The organism is Caulobacter segnis, from assembly GCF_029543125.1.
GTDB lineage: Bacteria > Pseudomonadota > Alphaproteobacteria > Caulobacterales > Caulobacteraceae > Caulobacter > Caulobacter segnis_D.
The window spans coordinates 25,117-48,907 of the sequence record NZ_JARQWW010000008.1; the positions used below are offsets into that span (position 1 = coordinate 25,117).

Genomic DNA, 23,791 nt, shown 5'->3' on the forward strand with positions numbered 1-23,791 from the left:
CGTCCTGACGGAGTATGACCATCCCCATGGCCGGAAAGCCCGAAAGCCCCGTCGAACCGTTCAAGCGCGCCCTGGCGCACGCCGCCCGTTCGCTCGCCGAAACGCCTGATCTGGAAGTGGTCTTCTCGGGCGACGGCCCGCAGCTTTCCGGCAACCGCGCGGTCCTGCCCCATCCGTCCCGCGACATGTCGCCGAAGGAGGCCGCGCGCATCCGCGGCCTGGCCGACCAGATGGCCCTGCGGCTGGCGCACCACGACGCGGCGGCGCACATGCGCAACCGTCCGATCTCGCCCGACGCCATGGCCGCCTTCGAGTCGGTGGAGCAGGCGCGGATCGAGGCCATCGGCGCCAATGCGCTCGGCGGTGTCCGCGCCAACCTGACCGCCGCCCTGGAAGACAGGATCGAACGCCAGGGCCTGACGCGGATGGACCGCACCGTCGCGCCCATGGCCGACATCCTGGGCCTGATCGTGCGCGAACGCCTGACCGGCGATGCGCCGCCGGACGGCAGCAAGACCCTGGTCGACCTGTTCCGCGCCGAGGTGGAGGGCAAGGCCGGGCCGGCGCTGGACCGCCTGACCGGCTCCATCGACGACCAGGCCGCCTTCGCCAAGATCACCCGCGAGATTTTGCGCGACCTGGGTCTGGACGAGAGCGAGGCCGACGCCACCGAATCCTCGGACGACGACGAGGGCGACGAGAACGAAGGCCCCACCGAGGGCGAGGACGAGAACGACGATGACGGCGAGGGCCAGCAGCCGGAAGGCTCCGCCCAGCAGGAGACCGACGCCTCCGACCAGGACGCCGAGGCCGGCGACGAGCAGTCCGTGCAGGTCGAGGACGACGGCGACGCCGAAGCCACCGACGAGGCGCCGGAGATGGGCGACGGCGCCAAGCCGGCCCGCCCCGACATCCGCGACGATGGCCGGGCCGAGCCGCCCTACAAGATCTTCACCGCAGCCCACGACGAGGTGGTGGGCGCCGAGGACCTGTGCGACGGCGAGGAGCTGAACCGCCTGCGCGGCTATCTGGACCAGCAGCTGTCCAGCCTGTCCTCCGTCGTGTCGCGCCTGGCCAACAAGCTGCAGCGCCGCCTGATGGCGCAGCAGAACCGCGCCTGGACCTTCGATCTCGAGGAAGGGATGCTCGACGTCGCGCGCCTGACCCGCGTGATCATCGACCCCACCGCCCCGCTCTCCTTCAAGCAGGAGGAGGACGTGGAGTTCCGGGACACGGTCGTCACCATCCTGATCGACAATTCCGGCTCCATGCGGGGACGCCCGATCATGGTGGCCGCCGTCTGCGCCGACATCCTGGCCCGCACGCTGGAGCGTTGCGGGGTGAAGACCGAGATCCTCGGCTTCACCACCAAGGCCTGGAAGGGCGGAGCCTGCCGCGACGAATGGATCAAGGCCGGCAAGCCGCCCGCGCCCGGCCGCCTGAACGACCTGCGCCACATCGTCTACAAGGCCGCCGACGCCCCGTGGCGCCGCGCCCGCCGCAACCTCGGCCTGATGATGCGCGAGGGGCTGCTGAAGGAGAACATCGACGGCGAGGCCCTGATGTGGGCGCATCAGCGCCTGGTCGGGCGGCCAGAGCAGCGCCGCATCCTGATGGTCATCTCCGACGGGGCGCCGGTTGACGATTCGACCCTGTCGGTGAACTCCGGCCATTACCTGGAGCGCCACCTGCGCCAGGTTATCGGCGAGATCGAGGGCAAGAGCCCGGTCGAGCTGCTGGCCATCGGCATCGGGCACGATGTGACGCGCTACTACCGCCGCGCCGTGACAATCGTCGATGTGGAGCAGTTGGGGGGCGTGCTGGTCGAACAGCTCGCCGCCCTGTTCGAGGAAGAGCCCAAGGCCGCCGGCCGCGCCAAGGGCCTGTTGCCGCCGCCGCCCGTTGTTCAGGGCACGGCTCCCAAGTCGCGTCGCGTTGGAGCGCCTGCATGAACCGTCTAGTCCGCCTGGCTGTCGCCACCGCTGCGTGTGGACTCATGCTGGCGGGCTGCGTGCCCCCCGAGACGCCGCCGGTTCTGCCCGTCGCTCCGGTCCCGGCCGGGCCCCAGATCACGGTCCAGAGCGTCGCCGTGCCGCTCAATCCCAACGACCCGACCCAGACCAAGATCGGCAACTTCACCTATGCCGGCGGCATCGCCATCACCAGCAGCGACTCGACCCGCCTGCATGGCCTGTCGACCCTGACGGTTCTGGGCGACCAGCGGATCATGTCGGCCAGCGACGACGGAGACCTCTTCGAGGCCCGGCTGGTGCTGGACGAGAACGACCGCCTGGTGGGCCTGAAGGAGGCCAAGATCGAGCCGCTGCTCGGCCTGGACGGCAAGCCCCTGTCCGGCAAGGAGTGGGCCGACGCCGAGGGGATGACCATCCTGCCCAACGGCGACCGTCTGGTCAGCTTCGAGCGCAACCACCGCATCTGGCGCTATCCGGCCGCCGGCGGCGCGCCGGTCGTCGCCCCCTCGCCCCAGACCATCTTCCCCGAGAACGAGGGGATGGAGGCCCTGGCCTATTACCCGGCCGCGGGCGCGGACGCCTATATCGTCGGCGGCGAGGAAGGCGAGGTCTGGGTCTGCAAGCTGTCGGGCGGCTGCCAGTCGGCCCCGCCGCAGATGGGACCTGACATCGCCTACGGCCTGGTGGCCGTCAGCGCCTTCAACGGCCCGGCGGTGGCGCTGATGCATCGCGCCTATGACCCGATCCAGGGCAACCGCATCCAGGTCAGCCTCATCAACGATCCGACCACCAAGCGGCGCTTCCCGCTGGTGTCCGACCGCTTCACGCTGCAGGCGCCGCTGACCCGGGACAATTTCGAGGGACTGGCCGTCAGCAGCAACCGGGCGGGCGGCGTGCGGCTCTACCTGATGTCGGACGACAACTTCTCGGCCCGGCAGCGGACCTTGCTGCTGGCGTTCGACTGGATTCCCCCGCCGCCGCAACCGGCGGCCCCTCCGCCGCCGCCCCGCAAGCGGGCGCCGGTGCGCAGATGATTAAGAATGCAGCGAAGACACATAACGCTGCTTAAGCATGCTGCATCGCCACAAACGCGTTCGGCATTGCAACATTTGCCTTGAAGGTTTTTGGGCTTCGACGTACAAAAACCTCATCGACGGAATAACAAACTACATCGTCGGCTTTGGGGAAAACGTGCCGGGAGGCGGTTGTCATCAACCTCCTCTTGGAGTCTTCAAAATGCGTAAGCTCAACACTCTGGCCCTCGTTGTGTCTCTTGGGGCCGCCTTCGCCGCTGGCAACGCCGGCGCCGCCGAACTCCGCGTCTCCCTGGCCGGCAAGTCCGCCAAGGAAGCCCACGCCGAGATCCTGAAAGCCGCCAGCACGGTCTGCTGGCAGGACGTCCGCAGCGAATCCCTGGCCGTTTACCTGTACCCGGCCTGCGTTCGCGCCAGCGTCAAGGACGCCGTCTCCAAGGTGAACAACCCGGAACTGGCCGCCTACACCAAGACCGCTTCCGTGAACTACTACGCCCTGCAGCGCTAAGCGCACCCGCAGGTCGAACGACAAAGGCCCGCGAGCCCTCTCGCGGGCCTTTTCTTTTGCCCTTCAAGCAAAGCTATCGGCGCTATCCATAGAATTGGGCGCACGCCGGTCGATTGAGCGTGGGCGGATTGCAACCTTCAAGGCATAGAAGCGCCGGCCGTCTCACCACGGCTCTGGGGCGTTCATCCCAGGGGCCACGGCCCCCAAACGGGTTTGCAAGAGCCCGTCCAGCCGTGGCCCATCAGCGATGCCTCCGACCAGACGTCCAGACATGCGAAAAGGCCCGCGGATCGCTCCGCGGGCCTTTCGTATCGTTTAAGCGAGTAAGTCGCTTAGGCGGCGGCTTGCGTCGCGACCTTGGCCTTCACCTGGCGCTTGATCTTCAGCGCGCGCGGCGAGAGCAGTTCGTCCTTCGAGCCCAGCAGGAACACGTCCAGGCCGCCCTTGTAGTCCAGGGTGCGCAGGGCGGCGTTGCTAATGCGCAGCTTGAAGCTCTGACCCAGCGAGTCGGACTGCAGGGTGACGGGCGACAGAGCCGGCAGGAAGCGGCGCTTGGTCTTGATGTTGGAGTGGCTCACGTTGTGACCGACGATCGGGCCCTTACCGGTGAGTTCGCAACGACGCGACATGACGGACAACCTTGCTGGGCGAAGCGGACTTCGCAAAAGAATATCGGACACGCCAAGGACTCTCTCGGCGCGAGAGGGGGCGATATAGGCGACGGCGGCGTTGAGAGTCAAGCCGGACAGGGGATGATCGCACCTTTCAAGCGCGGTTCATCGCGGCTCCTATATGTAAGAGAGCATGATGAAGCCCAAAGACGCCATCCGTCCCATCGCCGTCGCCGTGACCGCAGCCGTCCTGGCCGTGCTCGGCGTCGCCACAGTGGCCCCGGCCGTGTTCGCCCAGGAGAAGGCCCCGGAGACGATTCTCCCCGGCCACTGGCAGTACAGCTACAAGATCGGCGGCATCCTGCCCGTGGGCAAGGAGATGAAGTGCCTGACCGCCAAGGACGTGGCGCAGTTCTCGGACGGCATCTGCACGCGCCGGTTCAAGTGCGTCTATGAACGCAAGGTCGTGGGTGACGGCCGGATCGATCTGAAGGGTGTCTGGTACGACAAGAAGAACCGCCCCGCCCCCGTAAAGGGTAAGGGCGTCTACGGGCCCGAGAGCTTCAAGATCGATGTCAACGTCACCACCATCCACGGCCTGCCGCTGGCGGGCGTGATGGAGGCAAAGCGCGTGGCCGCCACCTGCCCTACCGCTACTGAATAGGCGGCAAGCTGCGCTGGAAACCATTTGTGGTTAACGGCGGCTAAGCTACAATATCTCGTAGGGAACAAATCCCGAATCGGCGGGCGTCGCTGATTCGGTCATGATTCGTTTCGCTGCTGTTCAGCTTCGGCAGGCTTGGCGTTAACGCCCTCCCTTCAATCCGCCCCCGAATGCCTCGGCTGCGCCAGATTGGCCGCGTCGCTGGCGGGGAAGCTTTCCTCGAGCGCTTCGTCCAGCTCGTCCTCGGTGTAGGACACCGGCGGCGTGCTGGCCGGGACCTCAGCCGCCAGGGTGGTGGCGATGTCGGCGCCATTGCGCAGGGTCAGGGTCACCGGCGTGCGCTCGGCGATGTCGGCCAGGCGCGCGCGCTGTTCGTCGTTCAGATCGCCCTCGATCCGCAGGGTGCGGGTGATCTTGCTACGGTCGTCTTCCTTGGCGTAGTGGAGGTCCACGTGGACCGCCGCCAGGGGCCAGCCCTTGCGATCGGCGTACATCTTCAGGGTGATCGCCGTGCAGGAGCCCAGGCTCGCCAGCAGGAGGTCATAGGGCGCCGGGCCCATGTCCTGACCGCCCAGGGTCGGCGGCTCGTCGCTGACCAGGGCATGCCGCCCCGTGGTGATGGCGGTGACGTAGGCTTGGTCCGAAATACTGGCTTTCGCACGGGCCATGGCGGTCCTCCCTGTTTAGCGACTGACACAGCTTAGATGGAGCCGGCCGGCGTCCAAGGCTATATGCGCCGCATGACGATCTCGGACTTGAAGAATGGCGACGCCGCGCTCGGCGTCTACGGCGTGCCGCAGCATGGGGTGATCGACCCGCCGCGCGGGGCGCAGTTTTCCCCCCTCGTGCTGGATTCGCAGGCGATCGAGTTCCAGCCGGACGGCGGCCTGGACGCCATGGTGGTGGTCGCGCCGCCAGGCGTGCTGGAGCGCCGCTACGCCCTGGCCCAGGCTCTGCGCGCCCTGAAGCCCGGCGGCCGCCTGACCGCCCTGGCGCCCAAGGACAAGGGCGGCTCGCGCCTTCGCAAGGAACTGGAGGCCTTCGGCTGCACGGTGGCGGAGGACGCCCGCCGCCACCACCGCATCTGCATCACGGACCGCCCGGCCGCTTTGACCGGCGTGGAGGAAGCGATCGCCGCCGGCGCGCCGCAGATGGCCCCGCGCCTGTCCATGTGGTCGCAGCCGGGAGTGTTCAGCTGGGATCGTCCGGACCCGGGCAGCGTCCTTTTGCTGAAGCATCTGCCCAAGCTGTCGGGCGCGGGCCTTGACGCCGGCTGCGGCGTCGGCCTGCTGGCCAAGGCGGTGCTGGCCGAGCCGAAGGTGACCAAGCTCACCTTGCTCGACATCGACCGCCGCGCCACCGATGCGGCCCGCCGCAACATCGAGGATGCCCGCGCCGAGATCATTCAGGCTGACATCCGTGATCCGGACCTCAATCTGGCCGACCTGGACTTCGTGGTCATGAACCCGCCGTTCCATGACGGCGGACACGAGGACAAGCGCCTGGGCCAGGCCTTCGTCCAGCGCGCGGCGGACATGCTGAAGAAGGGCGGCCACCTGTGGCTGACCGCCAATCGGCACCTGCCCTACGAGGCCGCGCTGAACGAGCGCTTCGCCAAGGTCGAGCTGCGCGCCGAAGAAGCCGGCTTCAAGATTTATGAGGCCCGCAAGTGACCCAGAAGGCGCTGATGGCGCGGCTGGACCGGCTGCTGTCCAACATGGCCTACGGCTCGCGCCGCGAGGTGCAGGCCATGGTCGCCGCCGGTCAGGTGGTGCTGGACGGCAAGGCCCTGAAGGACGCGGGCCAGCGTGTCGCCGTCACCGCCGACCTGCCCGCGCGCATGACCATCCGCGGCAAGCCCGTGGACCCGCCCGCCCCCCTGGCCCTGATGATGCACAAGCCGCTGGGCGTGGTGTGCTCGCACAAGGAGGACGGGACGCGGATCTATGACCTGCTGCCTCGCCGCTGGGCCCTGCGCGACCCGGCCATCTCCACCGTGGGCCGGCTGGACAAGGACACCTCGGGCCTGATCCTGCTGACCGATGACGGGCCGCTGCTGCACCGGATCATCTCGCCCAAGCACCATGTGCCCAAGCGTTACCGCGTCACCCTCGACCGGCCGCTGAGCGGCGACGAGGGGGCGACCTTCGCCGCCGGGACCCTGATGCTGGAGAGCGAGGAGAAGCCCCTGCTCCCGGCCGAACTGGAGGCCCTGTCGCCCACCGAGGCGCTGCTGACCATCCACGAGGGCCGCTATCATCAGGTGCGCCGCATGTTCGCCGCCGTGGGCAACCACGTGACCGCCCTGCACCGCGACCAGATCGGCGCGCTGACTCTGCCGCAGGACCTGGAGCCCGGCCAGTGGCGCGTGCTGACGCCCGATGACGAGGCCGCGATCTTCGCCGCCTGAGTCAATCTGGACTGACACAAAGGCTTCGCTTGCTTCGCCCTGCACGCCGCCCCACTTTCCGCCCATGAGCGACCGTCCCTCCGGACAGGCGCCGGCGCGCCTCGTGGCCGTGCTCGGCCCCACCAACACCGGCAAGACCCACCTGGCTGTCGAACGCATGATCGGCCATGCCAGCGGCATGATCGGCCTGCCGCTGCGGCTGCTGGCGCGGGAGATCTATGACCGCGTGGTCAAGCTGCGCGGCAAGGCCAGCGTCGCCTTGATCACCGGCGAGGAGAAGATCGTCCCCGCCCGGGCCGCCTATTTCATCTGCACGGTGGAGGCGATGCCGCTGGGCCGCGAGGTCGAGTTCATGGCGGTGGACGAGATCCAGCTGTGCGCCGATCCCGAGCGGGGGCACATCTTCACCCATCGCCTGCTGCATGCGCGGGGCAAATTCGAGACCATGCTGATGGGCGCCGGGACCATGGCCCCGCTCATCCGCCGCCTGCTGCCGGACGCCGAGATCGTCACCCGCGAGCGGCTGTCGACCCTGACCTATGCGGGATCGAAGAAGCTGACCCGTCTGCCCCGGCGATCGGCCATCGTCGCGTTCAGCGCCGACCAGGTCTACGCCATCGCCGAGCTGATCCGCCGCCAGCGCGGCGGGGCGGCCGTGGTCATGGGCTCATTGAGCCCCCGCACCCGCAACGCCCAGGTCGCCCTGTACCAGTCCGGCGAGGTCGACTTCCTGGTGGCCACCGACGCCATCGGCATGGGCCTGAACATGGACGTCGACCACGTGGCCTTCGCCGGCCAGCGCAAGTTCGACGGCAAGCGGACCCGCTATCTGCATCCGCAGGAGGTGGCCCAGATCGCCGGCCGCGCCGGCCGCTTCCGCACCGACGGGACGTTCGGCGTCACGGGCGACTGCGCCGAGTTCGACGAGGACATCATCGAGGCGGTGGAGCATCACCGCTTCGACCCCATCAGCGGGGCCGAATGGCGCAATCCGGCGCTGGACTTCGACTCCCTGCCCGACCTGCTGCGCTCCCTCTCGGAAGGACCCAAGCGCGAGGGCCTGACCCTGACCGAGCCGGGGCTGGACGAGCGCATGTTGCGCCGGCTGGCCGAGGACGAGGAGGTCGTCAAACGCTGCAAGGACCGCTCGGTCTTGCTACGGCTGTGGGAGACCTGCCAGACGCCGGACTTCCGCAAGACCACCGACGACGACCATCGCCAGCTGGTCAAAGGCCTGTTCGACGACCTGACCACGGGCGGCCGGCGCATCCCCAAGGACTGGATGGCGGGGCAGTACAAGGCGCTGGACCGGCTGGAGGGCGAGATCGACACCCTCGCCACGCGTCTGGCCAGCATCCGCACCCTGGCCTACATCGCCAATCGCCCTGACTGGCTGCATGAGCCCAAGCACTGGCAGGAGATGACCCGCGCCCTTGAGGACCGGGTCAGCGACACCCTGCACGAGAAGCTGATGGCCCGCTTCATCGACCGCCGCACCAGCGTGCTGATGCGGCAGCTGGGCGAGAAGGAAGAAATGCTGGCCGGGGTCGAACCCGACGGCACGGTCAATGTGCAGGGTCACTTTGTAGGGAAGCTGACGGGCGTGACATTCGAACCAGCCAAGGGCTCCACCGCCCTCGAGGAAAAGGCCCTGCGCGGCGCGGCCCAAAAGGCCGTCGCGCCGGAAGTGGCCCGCCGCCTCGGCGTCCTGGCCTCCGACGGCGACGATGCGTTCTCGGTCAGCCCGACCGGGACCATCCTGTGGAGCGGCGAGGCCGCCGGCGCCATCGTCAACGGCCGTGTGCGCCTGCTGGGCGAACTCGGCCCCGCCGCCGCGCGCGAGAAGGCCCTGCGCCGCATGGAAGCGTTCCTCGTCGCCGAGCGGGGCCGTCGCCTGGCTCCCCTGCTGAAGCTGGAAGCCGCCATGGCCGACGGCCGGCTCAAGGGTCTGGCGCGCGGGATCGCTCACCGCCTGATCGAGGCGGGCGGCGTGCTGGACCGGCGCGAGGTGGACAGCGAGATCCGCTCCCTCAGCGTCGAGGAGCGGCGTGAACTCAAGAACCTCGGCGTGAAGATCGCCGCCTTCAGCCTGTACCTGCCCAAGCTGCTGAAGCCCGAGGCTCTGGCCTTCGCCCGCGCCACGGCGCCGTTCTCCGACTGGGCGGCCCAGCCGGGCGAGCTGGCCATCCTGCCCGACCCGACGCCCCCTCCGCGCGCCCTGGCCGCGCGCGGCCTGCAGATCGTCGCCCGCTACGCCGCGCCGGTGGAGCAGTTGGAAGCGCTGGACGAGGCCATGCGCGAAAGCTTCAAGCCCGGACGCGGCATGGTGCTGTCGGAAGAGAAGCAAAAGGCCCTGGGCTGGAGCCCGCGCGAGCTGGACGTGATCCTGCGGGCGTTGAACTTCACCCCTGTCGCCAAGGGCAAGCCCGGCCAGCCGACCGTGTGGCGCCGCCGCAGCGCGGACAGGTCGGAGCCTGTGCCGGAAGCCGCCGTTCCGGCGGACTCGCCCTTCGCCGCTCTGGCCGCCCTGAAAGCGCCGCCGCCCGCGCCGGAGCCCCTCGCGACCGCCAAGCGCAAGCCGCGCCGCAAGCCGACGGCCAAGCCCGCTGTCACGGCGGCCGAAGCCCCGGCGACCGAGGCAGGCTCGCCGCCTGTCGAGGAGGGCGCAAAGAAGAAGCGCCGGCGGCGGAAGCCGAAGACCCCAGCGGTCACGACGACGCCCGAAACCGCCTCGGCCGAGGCCGCGCCGGACGCCACGCCGCCGACGTCCGCCAAGCGCCGCCGCCGTCGCAAGCCCAAGGGCGCGGCGCCAGTCGCGACGGCTCCGGCCTCTGAGGCCTCCGAAACGCCCGCGATCGCGGAGGGCCAAGAGGCCGCGCCTTCGTCCGAGGCTCCGAGGAAGAAGCGCCGCCCGCGACGCCGCAAGCCGAAGACCGCCGCGCCCCCCGCGACTGAAACAACGACGTCCGAAGCCTCGCCCCCCGCCCCGGTCGCTCCCGCGCCCGAACCCGCATGAGCGAGGACGCCGCCCGCATCGACGTGTGGCTGTGGCGGGCGCGGTTCTTCAAGACCCGCTCCATGGCCTCCAGGTTCGTGGATGAAGGGCGGGTGCGCCTGACGCGCGGCGGGGTGCAGACCCGGCTGGACAAACCGTCGCGGTCCCTGCGCCCGGGCGACGCGCTGCTGTTCGCCATCGGCGGCCGGCTGATCAGCGTGCGGGTGGAAGGTTTGGGCGAACGGCGTGGTCCGGCCAGCGAGGCGCGCGCCCTTTACACCATGTTAGAGGAAAGCTCGCAGGACCAAGAGAAGCCGTCACATTGACAACCCGCGCCTCAAGGCCGATTAGGCCGCGCACACTGAGAAGGCCGCCTGCGTTCCGATGACCTACATCGTCACCGACCCCTGCATCAAATGTAAGTTCATGGACTGCGTGGAGGTCTGCCCCGTCGACTGCTTCTACGAGGGTGAGAACACCCTGGTGATCAATCCCGACGAGTGCATCGACTGCGGCGTATGCGAGCCCGAGTGCCCGGTGGACGCCATCAAGCCGGACACCGAGGACGATCCGGACGGCAAGTGGCTGCGCATCAATTCCGAATACGCCAAGGTGTGGCCGAACATCACGGTCAAGGGCACGCCGCCCGCCGACCGCGAAGAGTTCGAGCGCGAGACGGGCAAGTTCGAGAAGTACTTCAGCGAAAAGCCGGGCACCGGCTCGTAACAATCGCGAGCGGCATTCAGGGCCGCCTTTTGCCCTCAGCCTGTGACGCGCGCATGACCGTGCCGCCGCAAGCCTTTCATTGATCTGAATTTTGTGTTATCGTCAAAACTGACGTGACGGCCACGCATGCGCGCGCCGCCGATGTCTTTGTCTAGAACAGCCGCTGCACAAATCGGCGCGCGCCATCGAAGGCGAAGAGTGTCTTAGAACTATTCCGACCGTATCGACCAGCCCCCGCGTCCTAGTTTTTCGCGGACGGGGAACGCTGTGTCTTTGGTCGGATGGTTCATGTGCAGCGACGGCCCGACGCCCCCCGGCGGCGGGATGAGCAATGAGGACGAGCATGAGCAAGAACGGTCTGGATTTCTCGGTTGGCGATCATGTCGTCTACCCGGCGCATGGCGTCGGTTCGGTGCAGGCGGTCGAGACCCAGGAAGTGGCCGGCATGTCGCTCGAGGTCTACGTGATCACTTTCGACCACGAGAAGATGACCCTTCGCGTCCCGACCAAGAAGGCCAAGACGGCCGGCCTGCGTCCGCTGGCCGCCGGCGACACCGTCAGCCAGGCCCTGACCACCCTGAAGGGCCGCGCCCGCGTGAAGCGCACCATGTGGTCGCGTCGCGCCCAGGAATACGAAGCCAAGATCAACTCGGGCGACCTGATCTCGATCGCCGAGGTGGTCCGCGACCTGCACCGCGCCGAGAACCAGCCGGAACAGTCCTATTCGGAGCGCCAGCTCTATGAATCGGCTCTGGACCGCATGGCTCGCGAAGTCGCGGCCATCGAGCGCATCGACCGCGAAGCCGCCATCGGCATCCTGACCAAGTCCCTGGCCAAGGCCGCCTAAGCCTACGCGTCTACAGACTATCGAAGCGCCCGCCCCGGATCTCCGCGGCGGGCGTTTTGCTGTTCAGCCGGCGGCCATTGCTTAGCCGGCGGCCAAGCCCGCCGACAGTGGCGCGTCGATCTTATAGACCAGCCCCTCCGGCGCGAAGCGCAGGGTGGCCTTGCCGCCCAGCCGCACGGACATGCCGCTTTCGATCAGGCGCGAGCCGAAGCCGCGTTCGGTCGGCATCTCCACCGGCGGGCCGTCGCTCTCCTGCCAGGTCAGGCGGAAGCGGCCGTCCTCGCCCACGTCCCAGGTCACCGACACCCGGCCGCCCGGCTGGCTGAGCGCCCCGTACTTGGCGGCATTCACCGCCAGTTCGTGGAAGGCCATATGCAGATCCACGGCGGTCTCCGGGCTCAGGCTCATGGCCGGCCCGAACAGGCTCATCCGGTCCCCGCCCTCACCGCTGAAGGGCGTCACGGCGGCCATGAGCACCTGCTCCATGGTCGCTCGTCCCCACCCGCCCTGGGTCAGAAGCTCGTGCGCCTGGGACAGGGCCATCAGCCGCCGTTCGAACGCGTCCGCGAAGGCCTCGGCGCTGTCGGCGTGGCGCAGGGTCTGCCGGGTGATGGAATGCGCCGCCGCCAGGGTGTTCTTCATGCGATGGTCGAGTTCGTGCAGCAGCAGCTCGCGGCGCTCCAGCGCCTCCTGCAGCGAGGCGCGCGCCCGCGCGCTCTCCAGGGCCGCCGCCGTCGCCCGGGCGATCACCTCCAGCCTGGCGACCTCAGCCGTCGTGGGCTGCCGCTCCTGCGCCCAGTAGGCCCCGATGGCCGCCAGGGGATCGGCCGGTCGGACCGGCGTCATGACCAAGCTTTTGACGAAGGTCGGCCGATAGGCGTCGTGCGGGATGCGGTCGTCGGCGTAGATGTCCGGGATCACAGCGGTCTTGCGGTTCAGCATCGCCCAGCCGGAGATGCAGGCCTCCATGGGGAACCGCCGCCCCTTCCAAAGGGGGCCGATGGCATCCTCGTCCAGATACCAGCACTGCTCCTCGTCGCGCAGGACGAAGGCCACCCCGTCCGCGCCGGAGATCCGCCGCGCCGCCGAGCGCACGACCAGGGCGATGTCCGCCACGGTTCCAGCGGAGGCCAAGGCCTCGATGGTCTCGATCAGGGTCAGCAGGGCGCCGTCAAGCGGTTCGCCCGCCTCCGCCAAGTCAATAGCCGTATCAGCATTCTGATTCATCTCGGCGCGCATGTCTCTGCATTTGCGAAAGACATGCAAGCGCTCGTTTAGGCGGTAAGGTTAAGCTCGCTCCCGCTCGCACGACTTGAGCAACAAGACCCACAACCTATGCATCATCGCCCGGCAGCGGGGTCTCCTTGGCCGCCGCCGTCTCCGCACCCTTCGGCCCCGTGGCCAGCTCTTGCCGCAGCCGGTCCATATCCAGCTCGTTCTCCCAGCGCGCCACGACCAGGGTCGCCACGCCATTGCCCACCAGATTGGTCAGGGCGCGGCACTCGCTCATGAACCGATCCACGCCCACCAGCACCGCCAGGGCGGCGATGGGGATGTCCGGCACCACGGCCAGGGTCGCGGCCAGGGTGATGAACCCGGCCCCGGTCACGCCGCTGGCGCCCTTGGAGGTCAGCATGGCCACGCCCAGGATCGTGCCCATCTGCCAGATAGACAGGTCGGTGTTGGTCGCCTGGGCCAGGAACAGGGTGGCCAGGGTCATGTAGATGTTGGTGCCGTCCAGGTTGAAGCTGTAGCCCGTAGGGATCACCAGCCCGACCACCGGCCGCGACGCGCCCAGGCGCTGCAGCTTCTCCATCATCTGGGGCAGCACCGACTCCGAAGAACTGGTGCCCAGGACGATCAGCAGCTCCTCGCGGATGTAGGCGATGAACTTCAGGATCGAGAACCCGGCCACCCTGGCGATCAGGCCCAGCACCACCAGCACGAAGATCAGCGCCGTCAGATAGAAGGTCGCCACCAGCGCGCCGAGCTGCAGCAGCGACGTCAGCCCGTACTTGCCGATGGTGAAGCCCATGGCCCCAAACGCGCCCAAGGGCGCCAGCCGCACCACGATGTGGATGATCGAGAAGAACACCCGCGACACGTGCTCCAGCGCGCCCGCCGCCTTCTCGCCGAACTCGCCCAGCCGGGCGCAGGCGAATCCGGTCAGGATCGCCACCAACAGCACCTGCAGCAGGTTCCCCTCGGCGAAGGCGCCGAAGAAGGTCTCCGGGATCAGGTGCAGGATGTAGTCGACCAGACCCTCGCCATGCTTGGCCTTCTCGGCGTAGCCGGCGGCCACGGACGGGTCGATGGCGGCGGGGTCGATGTTGAAGCCGCGCCCCGGCTGCACCAGCTCGCCGACCACCAGGCCGACCAGCAGGGCCAGGGTCGAGACCACCTCGAAATAGATCAGCGCCTTGCCGCCCACCCGGCCGAACTTCTTCATGTCGCTCATGTGGGCGATGCCGCCCGCCACGGTGCAGAAGATCACCGGCGCCACGACCATCTTGATCAGCTTGATGAAGCCGTCGCCCAGGGGCTTCAGCGCCACCCCGACGTCAGGCCAGACCGCCCCGATGGTCACGCCCAGCGCGATGCCGATCAGCACCTGGACATAGAGGGTCTTGAGCGGACGCAGCAGATTCATGACGCTTCCTGACGTGCGGGCTTCGCAAGCCCCCCGCACATGCGCTATCACGCCCCGCGTCGGCCCGGTAGCTCAGCCGGATAGAGCAGAGCTTTCCTAAAGCTAAGGTCGGGGGTTCGAGTCCCTCCCGGGTCGCCACCCTGTCTATTTTGTGTGTATGTCGGCGCCCGCTGGATTTCTGCGGGCCAGCCTCAAGTTGGCGCGACACAAGTCCAACGGCACATCCAGACAGGCCGCACGCTTAGCGAGTCTGGAGCCTGGCTCAGATCGCGGCATTACTTCAATTTCTGGCGACGGCCTGCGCCTTCTGGAAGCTTTCCATGACCGCGGCGTAGTTGGGCGCGACAAGGCCGTAGAGCTTGGCGAGCTCCGCCGCCTCGGGACGCGCCCAGGTGCGGTGAAGTTCGCTGAGCAGCGCGTTGGTGGAGGTCGGCTTGACCCCGCCTGGAACAAAGCGGGCGAGGCTCGTGCGTGACGCCATTTCGCTGGGATCGCCCGACGCGTCGATGACCGCGTAGACATCGTAGCCGGCGACCACGGCGTCCAAGGCTGGGAACATCACGCAGACGCTTGTCCAGACCCCGGCCATGATCAGCGTCTTTCGGTCCGTCGAGCGGACCTGGGCGACGAAGTCGTCATTGTCCCAGGCGTTCACCTCGCCCTTGCGCGGCACATAGACTGCATGCGGCGCATGTTCATGGATCTCCGACATCAGCGGACCATTCGAGCCGCCCGGTTCCGACGCCGTGGTGATCACCGGGATGTTCAGCAGGGAAGCCAGCTTGGCGATCATCTCGACGTTGCGGCGCAGGTCCGCGACCGGGATGTCCTTCACCGTCTGGAACAGGCCCGACTGGTGATCCAGCAGCAGGATCAGGGCGTCGGAGGGATCGATCAGCGCTTGTCCGCCGCCCGAGGGCAGGACGCTGGACTTCGATCGGATGGAACTGGTCATGAGCTTCGTCTCGATTGGCTGGGATGAGCAGGATCGCGATGAAAGTCAGCTGAACTGGCCAGCAGCGGTCTTGAAGATTCCCGCGACCTCCGAAGCGCGGGAGATCATCATCGCGTGGCTGCGTTGGACCTCCGTATCGCAGCCCGTCGACCGGCTACGCCCCGGCGGCCTCTAGCGAAGCGCGCTCTCCACCAACATCCGCAACGGATTGGCCGGGTCGGCCAGAAGCTTCACCACCATGCCCAGGCAGATCACCACCAGCAGCGGGCGGATCAGGCGCGGGCCGAAGCGCATGGCGGCGTGCGAGCCGGCGCGGCCGCCGATGAACTGCCCGACGGCCATCAGCCCGCCCAGCAGCCAAAGCACGTGACCGCCGGCCGCCAGCACCACCACCGAGACCACATTGCTCATCAGGTTGAGGGCCTTGGTGTTCGCAGTCGCCCGGGTCAGGCCCATGCCCATCAACGACACCAGACTGAGGGCGAAGAACGAGCCCGTGCCCGGGCCGAAGAAACCGTCATAGAAGCCGATGCCGCAGGCCACGAAGGCGTAGGCCAAGGGCGTGAGGCGGGCATGAGCGTCCTCGTCGCTGGCGCGGGGGCCGAACAGGAAATAGAGCGCGATGCCCACCAGCAGAACGGGCAGCAGCACCATCAGCCAGCGTGCGTCCACCAGGGTGATGGCGTAGGCGCCGAGCGCCGCCCCCACCAGGGTCAGGACCAACGGCCACTTCAGGACCGCAAAACTGATCTTGCCGGCCCGCCAGAAGCTCCAGGTCGCCGAGGCCGTGCCGACGCTGCCCTGGACCTTGTTGGTGGCGATGGCAGCCACCGGGCTGACGCCCGCCGCCAGCAAGGCCGGCACGGTGATCAGGCCGCCGCCCCCGGCGATGGCGTCCACGAAACCCGCCGCCGTCGCCGCCAGGCACAGCAGCGCGATCACCTCCGGCGCCATGTCGATCATCACTCGCCCCCTTGATCCCAGGCCGATCTAGCACCGGTGCCCCGAGGGAGCCATGAGCGATCAGCAGGCGACCCGTTCGACCTTGGCGAAGGGGCTGAGGCCCAGCCAGGCCTGCATGGCCGAGGCCAGGGCGGGCTCGCCGGTCAGGTGCAGCCGGTCCGATCTGACCGCGGCCTGAACCGTGTCATGCCCCATCCAGATGGCCGTCATGGTCCGCAGATCGGTGGAGACGTAGAGATCGACGTCGAAGCCGGGATCGACCGAGCACAGATCGACGTCGCCGTCTGGATCCACATCAAGCCACCAGCAACGCTCGCTGGCCGGACGCTCGGGATAGAGAAACTGTATCAGGCTGCGTCTACGCGGCATGGGCGTGGTGTTCAGCTGCCGGCGCATGTCCCACATGAGGAGTTGGGCATCGAGATGCTCCAGCGAGACATCGGCGTCTATCCTTCGCTGCCCCCAAACCCCGAACGCCTCGACAATGGGGCCGAGCTCGCGGCCCGCTTCGGTAAGGCGATACTCCACCACCGACAGGTCCGAGCGCGAGGAGGTCCTGGTCAGGATCCCCGCCGCCTCCAGATCCTTCAGCCGTTGCGACAGCAGGGCTGGCGACATGCGCGGCACACCCCGGCGCAGATCATTGAAGCGGGTCGAGCCGGCCACCAGCTCGCGCAACAGGACGATCGTCCACCGCGAACACAAGACCTCGGCCGCCATCGCGACCGGGCAAAACTGACGATAGGACCCCTGAGCCATCCATCCTCTCCTCGAAGTGGCGGCAAGCTAGACTCGCGTAACGACGGTTTCCAGTTCAGTTTCTGTAGCGACAGATTCAGTTCCTGAACTGGATCAACGCAGCACGGAACGACAATTGTCCGCCCCCACGAGACCCGATGGGAAAGGACGCCCGATGGCGCAGGCATTGAGAATGAAATCTGGAACGATCGACTGGCTGACCCGCGCCGAAGCGGCGACGGTCGGCCTCGCGGCATCGGCGGCGCGGCACGACGCCCACGACAGCTTCGTGGCCGACAGCTTCGATCTGTTGAAACGCGAAGGCTTCCTCAAGGCGCATGTGCCGGCGGAGTTCGGCGGCGGAGACGCCTCCTACGCCGAACTGTGCGGCATGGTCCGCCGTCTGGCCGCGGGCTGCGGCTCCACCGCCCTCGCCTACGCCATGCACTCGCACCTGGTGGCCGTCGCCCTGTGGCGCTGGAAGAACCAGGGCGCGCCCACCGACGGCCTGCTGAAACGCGTGGCCGCCGAAGACCTGGTGCTGATCAGCAGCGGCGGCTCGGACTGGCTGAAAAGCGCCGGTGAGGCCGTGAAGGTCGAGGGCGGTTTCCGGATCACGGCCCGCAAGGCCTTCTCCAGCGGCGCGCCGGCCGGTGATCTGCTGATGACCAGCGCGGTCCATGAGGACCCGGCCGAAGGGCCGACCGTCCTGCACTTCGCCGTGCCGTTCAAGGCCGAGGGGGTGCGCATTCTCGACACCTGGCGGGTGATGGGCATGCGCGGCACGGGCTCGCACGATGTGGAGCTGAACAGTGTGTTCGTTCCCGACGCGGCCATCTCCGGCCGCCGGCCGCAGGGCAAGTGGCACCCGCTGTTCCACGCCATCTCCATGCTGGCCTTCCCGATCATCTATTCGGCCTATCTCGGCGTGGCGGAGGGCGCCCGGGACCGGGCGCTCGCATTCGCGCGTCGCAAGGGCGGGGATGAAGGACTGCTGCAGGTGGTCGGCGAGATGGAGAACGCCTTCGCCATGGCGCGGATGAGCGTGGACGACATGATCCGCAACGCAGAGACAGGCACGCCGGGGCCGGACGCCACCAACCGCGCCATGAGCGGCCGGACCCTGGCGGGTCAGGCGTGCATCCGCACGGTCGAGAAGGCCATGGAGGCCGCCGGCGGTCCCGCCTTCTACCGCGAGCTCGGGCTGGAGCGCGCCTTCCGTGACGTGCAGGCCGCGCGCTTCCACCCGCTGCAGGAGAAACCGCAGCTGCGGTACAGCGCCCGCCTGGCGCTGGGCCTGGATATCGACGGCTGATCCACGACTTTTCCCAACACCGCTCTTGGCTTGTGGACCAGAGTTTGGCGGAATGCCGTTGAATTGCGGCGGAGCCCGGTGTTGGGAGCACTTTATTGGACAGGCTGAAGCCCGGCGCCGAGCGCGCCGTGCGCGAGGCTGGCCCGCTGGATCCCTGGCTGGAGACACCGGGGGCGCTTACGGCGGCCGTCAGAGGCGGATCACGCGCCTTCGCCGCCGGACTGGCCAAGGCGGTTGAAGGCCGTTCTCTGATCCGCGCCGACCGCATGGGCGTGGCCGTCCTGGACCGCGCGGGTGCGATCCTCTTCGCCACGGACACCTTCGCGCGTCTGGTCGCCCCCGACCGCATCGATGCCGAGGCGGTGGCCAAGGTCCTGGCCACCCAGCGCACGATCATCGCTCCCAACGCCGATGAAACCGCCGCCTCTCGCTCGGCCGTCGCCTACGGGCCAATCGAGCAGGCGCGCCAGTGGGCCATGCCGGAGGAGGCCGCGCGCGCCGCACGATCGCCCCGCGCCGCCATCGTCGTCGTCGCGGCTGGAGCGGTCACGGGCGGCGAGGCGCTGCTGGACGCCTGCGCGGCGTTCGGCCTGACGCCCCTGCAGAGCCGGGTGGCCATGGGTCTGGTGCGGACCGGCTCGGTCAGGGGCGCCGCGCGGGAGGCCGACGTCGCCTACGAAACGGCGCGCAAGGTCGTCGCGGACGCCATGCGCCGCGCGGGCGCGACGCGTCTCTCCGCCTTCATCGAGCGGCTGGTGCGGCTGTCCTTCGGGGTCTGGCCGGTGGGGCGCGACGGCGAGGCGATGCTGGCCGACATCTGGCGTCTGTCGCAGCGCCAGGCGGCGTTGGTGCTGGCCCTGTCGCAAGGCCTAAGCCGGGGCGAAGCGGCCAAGGCGGCCGGCATGTCGGATGCGGTGGCCAAGAAACAGCTGGACGTGATCTTCACCACCCTTGGCGTGCGGACCTCGCCCGAACTTTCCAAGCTGGTGACCGAGGCGCGGGCCCTCGCCATGCTGACCGATGCGCTGCAAGGCGCGGTTCCCGTCGATCCGGACATCATGGAGCCGCTGCGCCTGATCCTTCGCACCGACGGCACGCATGTGGCGTTCAGCGACTATGGCCCGCGAGGCGGCCGGCCCGTTCTGATCCTTCACAGCAGCTCGGCGACGCGCGCCGCGCCTGGCGTTCTGGTTCGCGCCCTGCAGGCCGAAGGTTTCCGGCCGCTGGCCATAGACCGTCCCGGTTTCGGCATGACGGACGCCCCCTCCGATCCGGCCTGGCGCACAGCGCCTTTCGAGGCGGCCTGCGACGACGTGCTGTTGGTCTGTGAGCAGTTGAAGCTGTCGACCCTGGACCTGATAGGACGGGGCGGAGCCCAGGTGGCCGTCGCCCTGGCCAAGCGCGCGCCGGCGCTGATCGACAGGGTTCTTCTGGTCAACCCTGATCCGCCCACCAGCCATGGCCGGCGCTCGGGCATATTCGGCGCGGTGAAGGAGACCTTCTTCCGCCATCCGGACCTGATCGAGAAGTTCGCCTGGACCCTGGCCGCCCAGATGACGCCGACCCGGTCCTGGCGCCTGTTGGCCCGCGCGATCGAGAACAGTCCGCCGGACAGGGCGGTGATGTCCGACGGCCGCAACTACGCGGACTACGCGGCCACGCTTCGCCCCTTCGCGACGGGTCGGGTCGCTGGCTACGTGGCGGAACAGACGGCCATGCTGGGCTGGACCTCCGGACCCGTGAACGGGTCTGGCCGTTGGCGCGTCCTGCAGGGCGCGCACGACTTCATTCATATGCCGACCGAAGTCATCCAGTACTGGCGCGGCGTCCTGCCCGAGGCGGATTTCGAGATGATCCCGGATGCGGGCCGCTATCTGGTTCTGAGCCATCCGGCCCTTGTCGCGGGCGCCCTCAAGGAAATGACGGAGACCAAGGCCGCCTGAACGCAAACGCCTTGCAGACTTACAAATCCAGGTTTTTCCTGCCAAGGCGCGAGCCACCCCCAGCGTCAGAGTGCCCCCATCGAGAACGAGCCGAACGGCTCGCGCCACATGACCGGGAGCCAGACATGAACGACAACACAGACGCCTCGCGCCGCAATCTTCTCATCGGCGCCGGCATGGCCGCCGCCCTCCCCGCCGTCGGCGCCGCCGCGGCATCCTCCGTTGCGGCCACCCCCGCCGCCGCAGCGACCCCAAAGACCTCAGGAGCAGACGCTATGGGCAGCGGATTCGTCACCACCAAGGACGGCGTGCAGATCTTCTACAAGGACTGGGGTCCCAAGGACGCCCAGCCCATCGTGTTCCACCACGGCTGGCCGCTGAGCGCCGACGACTGGGACAACCAGATGCTGTTCTTCCTGGGCAAGGGCTATCGCGTCATCGCCCACGACCGCCGGGGCCACGGCCGCTCCACCCAGACCGACACCGGCAACGAGATGGACACCTACGCCGCCGACGTGGCGGCCCTGGCCGCCCACCTTAACCTGAAGAACGCCATCCACGTGGGCCACTCCACCGGCGGCGGCGAAGTCACCCGCTATGTGGCCAAGTACGGTTCAGGCGGCCGCGTGGCCAAGGCGGTGATCATCGGCGCCGTGCCGCCGATCATGGTGAAGACGCCGGCCAATCCGGGCGGTCTGCCCATCGAGGTGTTCGACGGCTTCCGCGCCGCTCTCGTCGCCAACCGAGCCCAGTTCTACTACGACATCCCCGCCGGCCCGTTCTACGGCTTCAACCGGCCGGGCGCGAAGGTCAGCCAGGGCGTCATCGACAACTGGTGGCGCCAGGGCATGATGGGCGGGACCAAGGCCCACTACGACTGCATCAAGGCCTTCTCGGAGACCGACTTCACCGAGGACCTGAAGGCGATCACCGTCCCGGTCTTGGTCATGCACGGCGACGACGACCAGATCGTCCCCTACGCCGACAGCGCCCCCCTGTCGTCCAAGCTTCTGAAGAACGGCACGCTAAAGACCTACAAGGGCCTGCCGCACGGCATGGCGACCACCCACCCGGACATCGTCAACAACGACCTGCTGGCCTTCTTCAAGGCCTGAGACTGACTAGACTCGAACTGAGAAGGGCGGGGCCGCGGTCCCGCCCTTTTTCTTGTCGCCCCCGCGGCGGGTCGACTAGATCAAGCGCATGTCCCGACCAGCCGTCCTGTTCGTCTGCCTTGGCAACATCTGCCGCTCTCCCCTGGCCGAGGCCGCCTTCCGCGCGGAGGCCGAGCGCATCGGCCTGAACGTGGAGGTCGACAGCGCGGGAACCGGCGGCTGGCACGTAGGTCACGCTCCCGACCGCCGCGCTCAAGCCGTGGCGCGCCGCTACGGCGTGGACATCAGCGGCTACAAGGGGCGGCAGGTGCAGGCGGAGGATTTCCGCCGTTTCACTCACATCGTCGCCCAGGACGCGGACAACCTGTCCGACCTGATGCGCATCCGCCCCGATGACGCCACCGCCGAGCTCAGCTTGATGCTCGATCACGCCGGCCGCACGGGTCAGTCCGTGGCCGATCCCTATTACGGCGACGACGAGGGCTTCGAGGTCACCTGGTCCGACGTGACCACCGCGGCGCGCGGGCTGGCCCGACGTGTGGAACGGATGCTGCGGACTGGCGGACCGGGCGACTGAGGCGCTACGCCTCGGGCATCAGGGCGTTGATCGCCGGATAGGGCATGGCGTCGGCGGTGACCGCGTCGGACACGCCGTCCTTGAGGAAGCCGCCGGCCAGGCGCGCGACGTGCGTGTACACCACCTCGCTGATCGCCCCGCCTGCGCTCAGGCGGCGCACGCCCAGCTTGGCGAGTTCGGCCGCTCCTGGCAGCCCCGGACGCGCCATGACGTTCAGCGGCAGAGGCGAGTCCTTGGCCAGAGCGGCGATCTCCTCCAGGTCCACCACGCCCGGCGTGAACAGGCCGTCCGCCCCCGCGTCGCGATAGACGCTGGCTCGGCCGAGGCTCAGAGCGACCTGTTCGCCCTTGGGGGCCAGGCCGCGCAGATAGACGTCGGTGCGGGCGTTGATGAACAGATCGAGACCGCGCTTCACCAGCGCCTCACGGATCGTCTCGATGCGCAGAGCGGCTTCGCCCGGCCCGATGATCCCATCCTCGATGTTGATGCCGGCCGCACCCTCCGCGGCCACGGCCACCACCGCTTCGGCGACTTCGCGCGCCGTGGCTCCGTACCCGCTTTCCATGTCGATGGTGAACGGCACCGAGACCGCCCGGGCGATGGTCTTCACCGTGTGCAGCAACGGCGCGAGCGGCATCTGGTCACCGTCCCTGTAACCGTGGGACCAGGCGACGCCGCAACTTGTCGTGGCGATCGCCCTGGCGCCCAGGCTTTCGATCAGGCGCGCGCTGCCGGCGTCCCAGGCGTTGGGCAGGATCAGCAGGCCATCCTGGTGCAGGCGGCGGAAATCGGCGGCGGCGGTCATGATGCGGCTTTCCCTCAACGTCTCGATACCGGCGCTTCTCGCATTCACGCCGACAGCGCGCTCGCGTGATTCGGACATCGACAGATCGCCGCGCCCACGCCTTCCTGTTCGTTGATGTAAGACCTTCGCGTCGCCGATGCGATGACCTGTCAGGTCATGATCTTCCGCCGCCGCACGTCTTCCTATTTCAGCGCATAGCTGACCGTCGTCACTACCCGGAGGCGCTTCATGATCGAAGCGTCCGCCCCCTGATCGCCCACCGGGTCACGCGCCTGGATTTCGAACGAGCCTTGCGTGGCGCGGCTGATGCCGCCGAGACTGGCGCCGCTGTCGCGGGCGAACTGTTCGGCGCCGCTGCGGGCGCTGGCCGTGGCTTCCTTGATCATGGCCGGCCGCACGTCGTTCAGCTTGGTGAAGACGTAGGACGCGCCGCGGAAGTCCTGCAGAACTACGCCCTGCCGGACCAGGTCGGACAGGGCCCGCGTCGTGCCCTGCACCCGGTCCACGTCGTTCGAGCGCACGGACACGGTCTGGGCCAGGATGTAGCGGGCGCGGACGTTCTGCGGCCCGTATTCGCGGGCGTTGTTGTCCACCACCTCCAGACGGCCGAGATCGATCTCCTCGGGCTTGAAGCCCTGGGCGGTCAGGAAGCCCCTCACCTTGCCGATGTCAGCATCGATGGCCGCTTGCACCTGGGACAACTCATCGCCGGACTGGGTGAAGCGCAACGGCATCACCGCGAGATCAGCTTTCGCGTCCCGCTCGGCCAGGCCGCGCACGGTGACGGTGCGGTCACCAGTGCGTGCATCGACGATGCCGGCCCCGATCAGGCCGCCGCCCACCGCCACCCCTATAGCCAGCAGGCCGCCAGCCACAGCGGCCGACAGCAGACGATTGTCGCTCATGAACCTCTCCATGGGCGCACCCGCGCGCCCGACAGAGGTGCTAACGCACAGCTTCCC

At 68.2% G+C, this 23,791-nt stretch carries 24 protein-coding genes and 1 tRNA gene; 16 read left to right on the forward strand and 9 right to left on the reverse strand.

From position 1 onward, the window contains the following. Window positions 1-26 precede the first annotated feature (26 nt). The 3 genes from cobT to P7B02_RS18860 all read left to right on the forward strand — a co-directional run bounded on the left by cobT (window position 27) and on the right by P7B02_RS18860 (window position 3,515). On the forward strand, window positions 27-1,952 hold the full coding sequence (cobT, locus tag P7B02_RS18850) for a cobaltochelatase subunit CobT (RefSeq protein ID WP_277787909.1): 1,926 nt from the start codon (window positions 27-29) through the stop codon (window positions 1,950-1,952). Further along, the gene (locus P7B02_RS18855) at window positions 1,949-3,007 is read left to right on the forward strand and encodes an esterase-like activity of phytase family protein (protein ID WP_277787910.1); all 1,059 of its coding nucleotides are present in this window, start codon (window positions 1,949-1,951) and stop codon (window positions 3,005-3,007) included. Before cobT ends, P7B02_RS18855 begins: the two co-directional genes overlap by 4 nt. Before the next feature lie 202 nt (window positions 3,008-3,209). Beyond that, a complete protein-coding gene (locus tag P7B02_RS18860) occupies window positions 3,210-3,515 on the forward strand; it encodes a hypothetical protein (RefSeq protein WP_277787911.1) in 306 nt (101 codons plus the stop codon). Window positions 3,516-3,847: 332 nt separating this feature from the next. On the opposite strand, the gene rpmB is transcribed toward P7B02_RS18860, so the two are convergent. Beyond that, window positions 3,848-4,144, reverse strand: coding sequence for a 50S ribosomal protein L28 (rpmB, locus tag P7B02_RS18865; RefSeq protein ID WP_277787912.1), 297 nt, complete (start codon window positions 4,142-4,144; stop codon window positions 3,848-3,850). Window positions 4,145-4,322: 178 nt separating this feature from the next. On the opposite strand from rpmB, the gene P7B02_RS18870 reads away from it, so the two are divergent. Beyond that, window positions 4,323-4,790 (forward strand): DUF3617 domain-containing protein, encoded by a 468-nt coding sequence (locus tag P7B02_RS18870; RefSeq protein ID WP_277787913.1) that lies wholly within the window; start codon window positions 4,323-4,325, stop codon window positions 4,788-4,790. 155 nt (window positions 4,791-4,945) lie between these two features. Here P7B02_RS18870 and P7B02_RS18875 read toward each other — a convergent pair whose 3' ends face one another. Next, window positions 4,946-5,458 (reverse strand): OsmC family protein, encoded by a 513-nt coding sequence (locus P7B02_RS18875; protein WP_277787914.1) that lies wholly within the window; start codon window positions 5,456-5,458, stop codon window positions 4,946-4,948. Window positions 5,459-5,530: 72 nt separating this feature from the next. On the opposite strand from P7B02_RS18875, the gene P7B02_RS18880 reads away from it, so the two are divergent. The 6 genes from P7B02_RS18880 (at window position 5,531) to P7B02_RS18905 (ending at window position 11,768) form a co-directional block, all read left to right on the forward strand. Beyond that, entirely contained in the window at window positions 5,531-6,463 is a 933-nt protein-coding gene (locus tag P7B02_RS18880) for a class I SAM-dependent methyltransferase (protein WP_277787915.1), read from the forward strand. A gap of 14 nt (window positions 6,464-6,477) precedes the next feature. Further along, a complete protein-coding gene (locus P7B02_RS18885) occupies window positions 6,478-7,200 on the forward strand; it encodes a pseudouridine synthase (RefSeq protein WP_277787970.1) in 723 nt (240 codons plus the stop codon). 64 nt (window positions 7,201-7,264) lie between these two features. Continuing rightward, on the forward strand, window positions 7,265-10,216 hold the full coding sequence (locus P7B02_RS18890) for a helicase-related protein (RefSeq protein WP_431355834.1): 2,952 nt from the start codon (window positions 7,265-7,267) through the stop codon (window positions 10,214-10,216). Then, window positions 10,213-10,521 carry an RNA-binding S4 domain-containing protein gene (locus tag P7B02_RS18895; RefSeq protein WP_277787916.1) on the forward strand — a complete coding sequence of 103 codons (309 nt, stop codon included), beginning with the start codon at window positions 10,213-10,215 and terminating at the stop codon, window positions 10,519-10,521. The genes P7B02_RS18890 and P7B02_RS18895 overlap by 4 nt, the downstream gene beginning before the upstream one ends. 58 nt (window positions 10,522-10,579) lie before the next feature. Next, window positions 10,580-10,921: a ferredoxin FdxA gene (gene fdxA, locus P7B02_RS18900; protein WP_277787917.1), complete on the forward strand. Its 342-nt coding sequence runs from the start codon at window positions 10,580-10,582 to the stop codon at window positions 10,919-10,921. A gap of 343 nt (window positions 10,922-11,264) precedes the next feature. Further along, window positions 11,265-11,768: a CarD family transcriptional regulator gene (locus P7B02_RS18905; protein ID WP_277787918.1), complete on the forward strand. Its 504-nt coding sequence runs from the start codon at window positions 11,265-11,267 to the stop codon at window positions 11,766-11,768. A gap of 81 nt (window positions 11,769-11,849) precedes the next feature. On the opposite strand, the gene P7B02_RS18910 is transcribed toward P7B02_RS18905, so the two are convergent. Both P7B02_RS18910 and P7B02_RS18915 read right to left on the reverse strand, forming a co-directional pair. Next, window positions 11,850-12,995 (reverse strand): sensor histidine kinase, encoded by a 1,146-nt coding sequence (locus P7B02_RS18910; RefSeq protein WP_277787919.1) that lies wholly within the window; start codon window positions 12,993-12,995, stop codon window positions 11,850-11,852. Window positions 12,996-13,101: 106 nt separating this feature from the next. Next, on the reverse strand, window positions 13,102-14,418 hold the full coding sequence (locus P7B02_RS18915; protein ID WP_277787920.1) for a dicarboxylate/amino acid:cation symporter: 1,317 nt from the start codon (window positions 14,416-14,418) through the stop codon (window positions 13,102-13,104). 61 nt (window positions 14,419-14,479) lie between these two features. On the opposite strand from P7B02_RS18915, the gene P7B02_RS18920 reads away from it, so the two are divergent. Beyond that, window positions 14,480-14,556 (forward strand) — tRNA-Arg (locus tag P7B02_RS18920). A 142-nt stretch (window positions 14,557-14,698) separates the two neighbouring features. Here P7B02_RS18920 and P7B02_RS18925 read toward each other — a convergent pair. Beyond that, the gene (locus tag P7B02_RS18925) at window positions 14,699-15,373 is read right to left on the reverse strand and encodes an isochorismatase family protein (protein ID WP_277787921.1); all 675 of its coding nucleotides are present in this window, start codon (window positions 15,371-15,373) and stop codon (window positions 14,699-14,701) included. On the opposite strand from P7B02_RS18925, the gene P7B02_RS18930 reads away from it, so the two are divergent. Beyond that, window positions 15,372-15,548 carry a hypothetical protein gene (locus tag P7B02_RS18930; RefSeq protein WP_277787922.1) on the forward strand — a complete coding sequence of 59 codons (177 nt, stop codon included), beginning with the start codon at window positions 15,372-15,374 and terminating at the stop codon, window positions 15,546-15,548. The two genes, P7B02_RS18925 and P7B02_RS18930, sit on opposite strands and share 2 nt — an antisense overlap. Here P7B02_RS18930 and P7B02_RS18935 read toward each other — a convergent pair. Then, on the reverse strand, window positions 15,545-16,336 hold the full coding sequence (locus P7B02_RS18935; RefSeq protein WP_277787923.1) for a TSUP family transporter: 792 nt from the start codon (window positions 16,334-16,336) through the stop codon (window positions 15,545-15,547). The genes P7B02_RS18930 and P7B02_RS18935 overlap by 4 nt on opposite strands. Window positions 16,337-16,396: 60 nt before the next feature. Beyond that, window positions 16,397-17,095 carry a winged helix-turn-helix transcriptional regulator gene (locus P7B02_RS18940; RefSeq protein ID WP_277787924.1) on the reverse strand — a complete coding sequence of 233 codons (699 nt, stop codon included), beginning with the start codon at window positions 17,093-17,095 and terminating at the stop codon, window positions 16,397-16,399. A 172-nt stretch (window positions 17,096-17,267) separates the two neighbouring features. Between P7B02_RS18940 and P7B02_RS18945 the strand changes: the two genes are divergently transcribed. The 4 genes from P7B02_RS18945 to P7B02_RS18960 all read left to right on the forward strand — a co-directional run bounded on the left by P7B02_RS18945 (window position 17,268) and on the right by P7B02_RS18960 (window position 22,024). Then, the gene (locus tag P7B02_RS18945) at window positions 17,268-18,389 is read left to right on the forward strand and encodes an acyl-CoA dehydrogenase family protein (protein WP_277787925.1); all 1,122 of its coding nucleotides are present in this window, start codon (window positions 17,268-17,270) and stop codon (window positions 18,387-18,389) included. A 95-nt stretch (window positions 18,390-18,484) separates the two neighbouring features. Then, the gene (locus tag P7B02_RS18950; protein WP_277787926.1) at window positions 18,485-20,332 is read left to right on the forward strand and encodes an alpha/beta fold hydrolase; all 1,848 of its coding nucleotides are present in this window, start codon (window positions 18,485-18,487) and stop codon (window positions 20,330-20,332) included. A gap of 275 nt (window positions 20,333-20,607) precedes the next feature. Beyond that, window positions 20,608-21,447 (forward strand): alpha/beta fold hydrolase, encoded by an 840-nt coding sequence (locus P7B02_RS18955; RefSeq protein ID WP_277787971.1) that lies wholly within the window; start codon window positions 20,608-20,610, stop codon window positions 21,445-21,447. 88 nt (window positions 21,448-21,535) lie between these two features. Then, window positions 21,536-22,024, forward strand: coding sequence for a low molecular weight protein-tyrosine-phosphatase (locus tag P7B02_RS18960; protein ID WP_277787927.1), 489 nt, complete (start codon window positions 21,536-21,538; stop codon window positions 22,022-22,024). Between the two features lie 4 nt (window positions 22,025-22,028). Here P7B02_RS18960 and P7B02_RS18965 read toward each other — a convergent pair whose 3' ends face one another. Together P7B02_RS18965 and P7B02_RS18970 are read right to left on the reverse strand one after the other, a co-directional pair. Further along, a complete protein-coding gene (locus P7B02_RS18965) occupies window positions 22,029-22,829 on the reverse strand; it encodes an isocitrate lyase/PEP mutase family protein (RefSeq protein ID WP_277787928.1) in 801 nt (266 codons plus the stop codon). 182 nt (window positions 22,830-23,011) lie between these two features. Next, window positions 23,012-23,734 carry an SIMPL domain-containing protein gene (locus P7B02_RS18970; RefSeq protein WP_277787929.1) on the reverse strand — a complete coding sequence of 241 codons (723 nt, stop codon included), beginning with the start codon at window positions 23,732-23,734 and terminating at the stop codon, window positions 23,012-23,014. Window positions 23,735-23,791 lie beyond the last annotated feature (57 nt).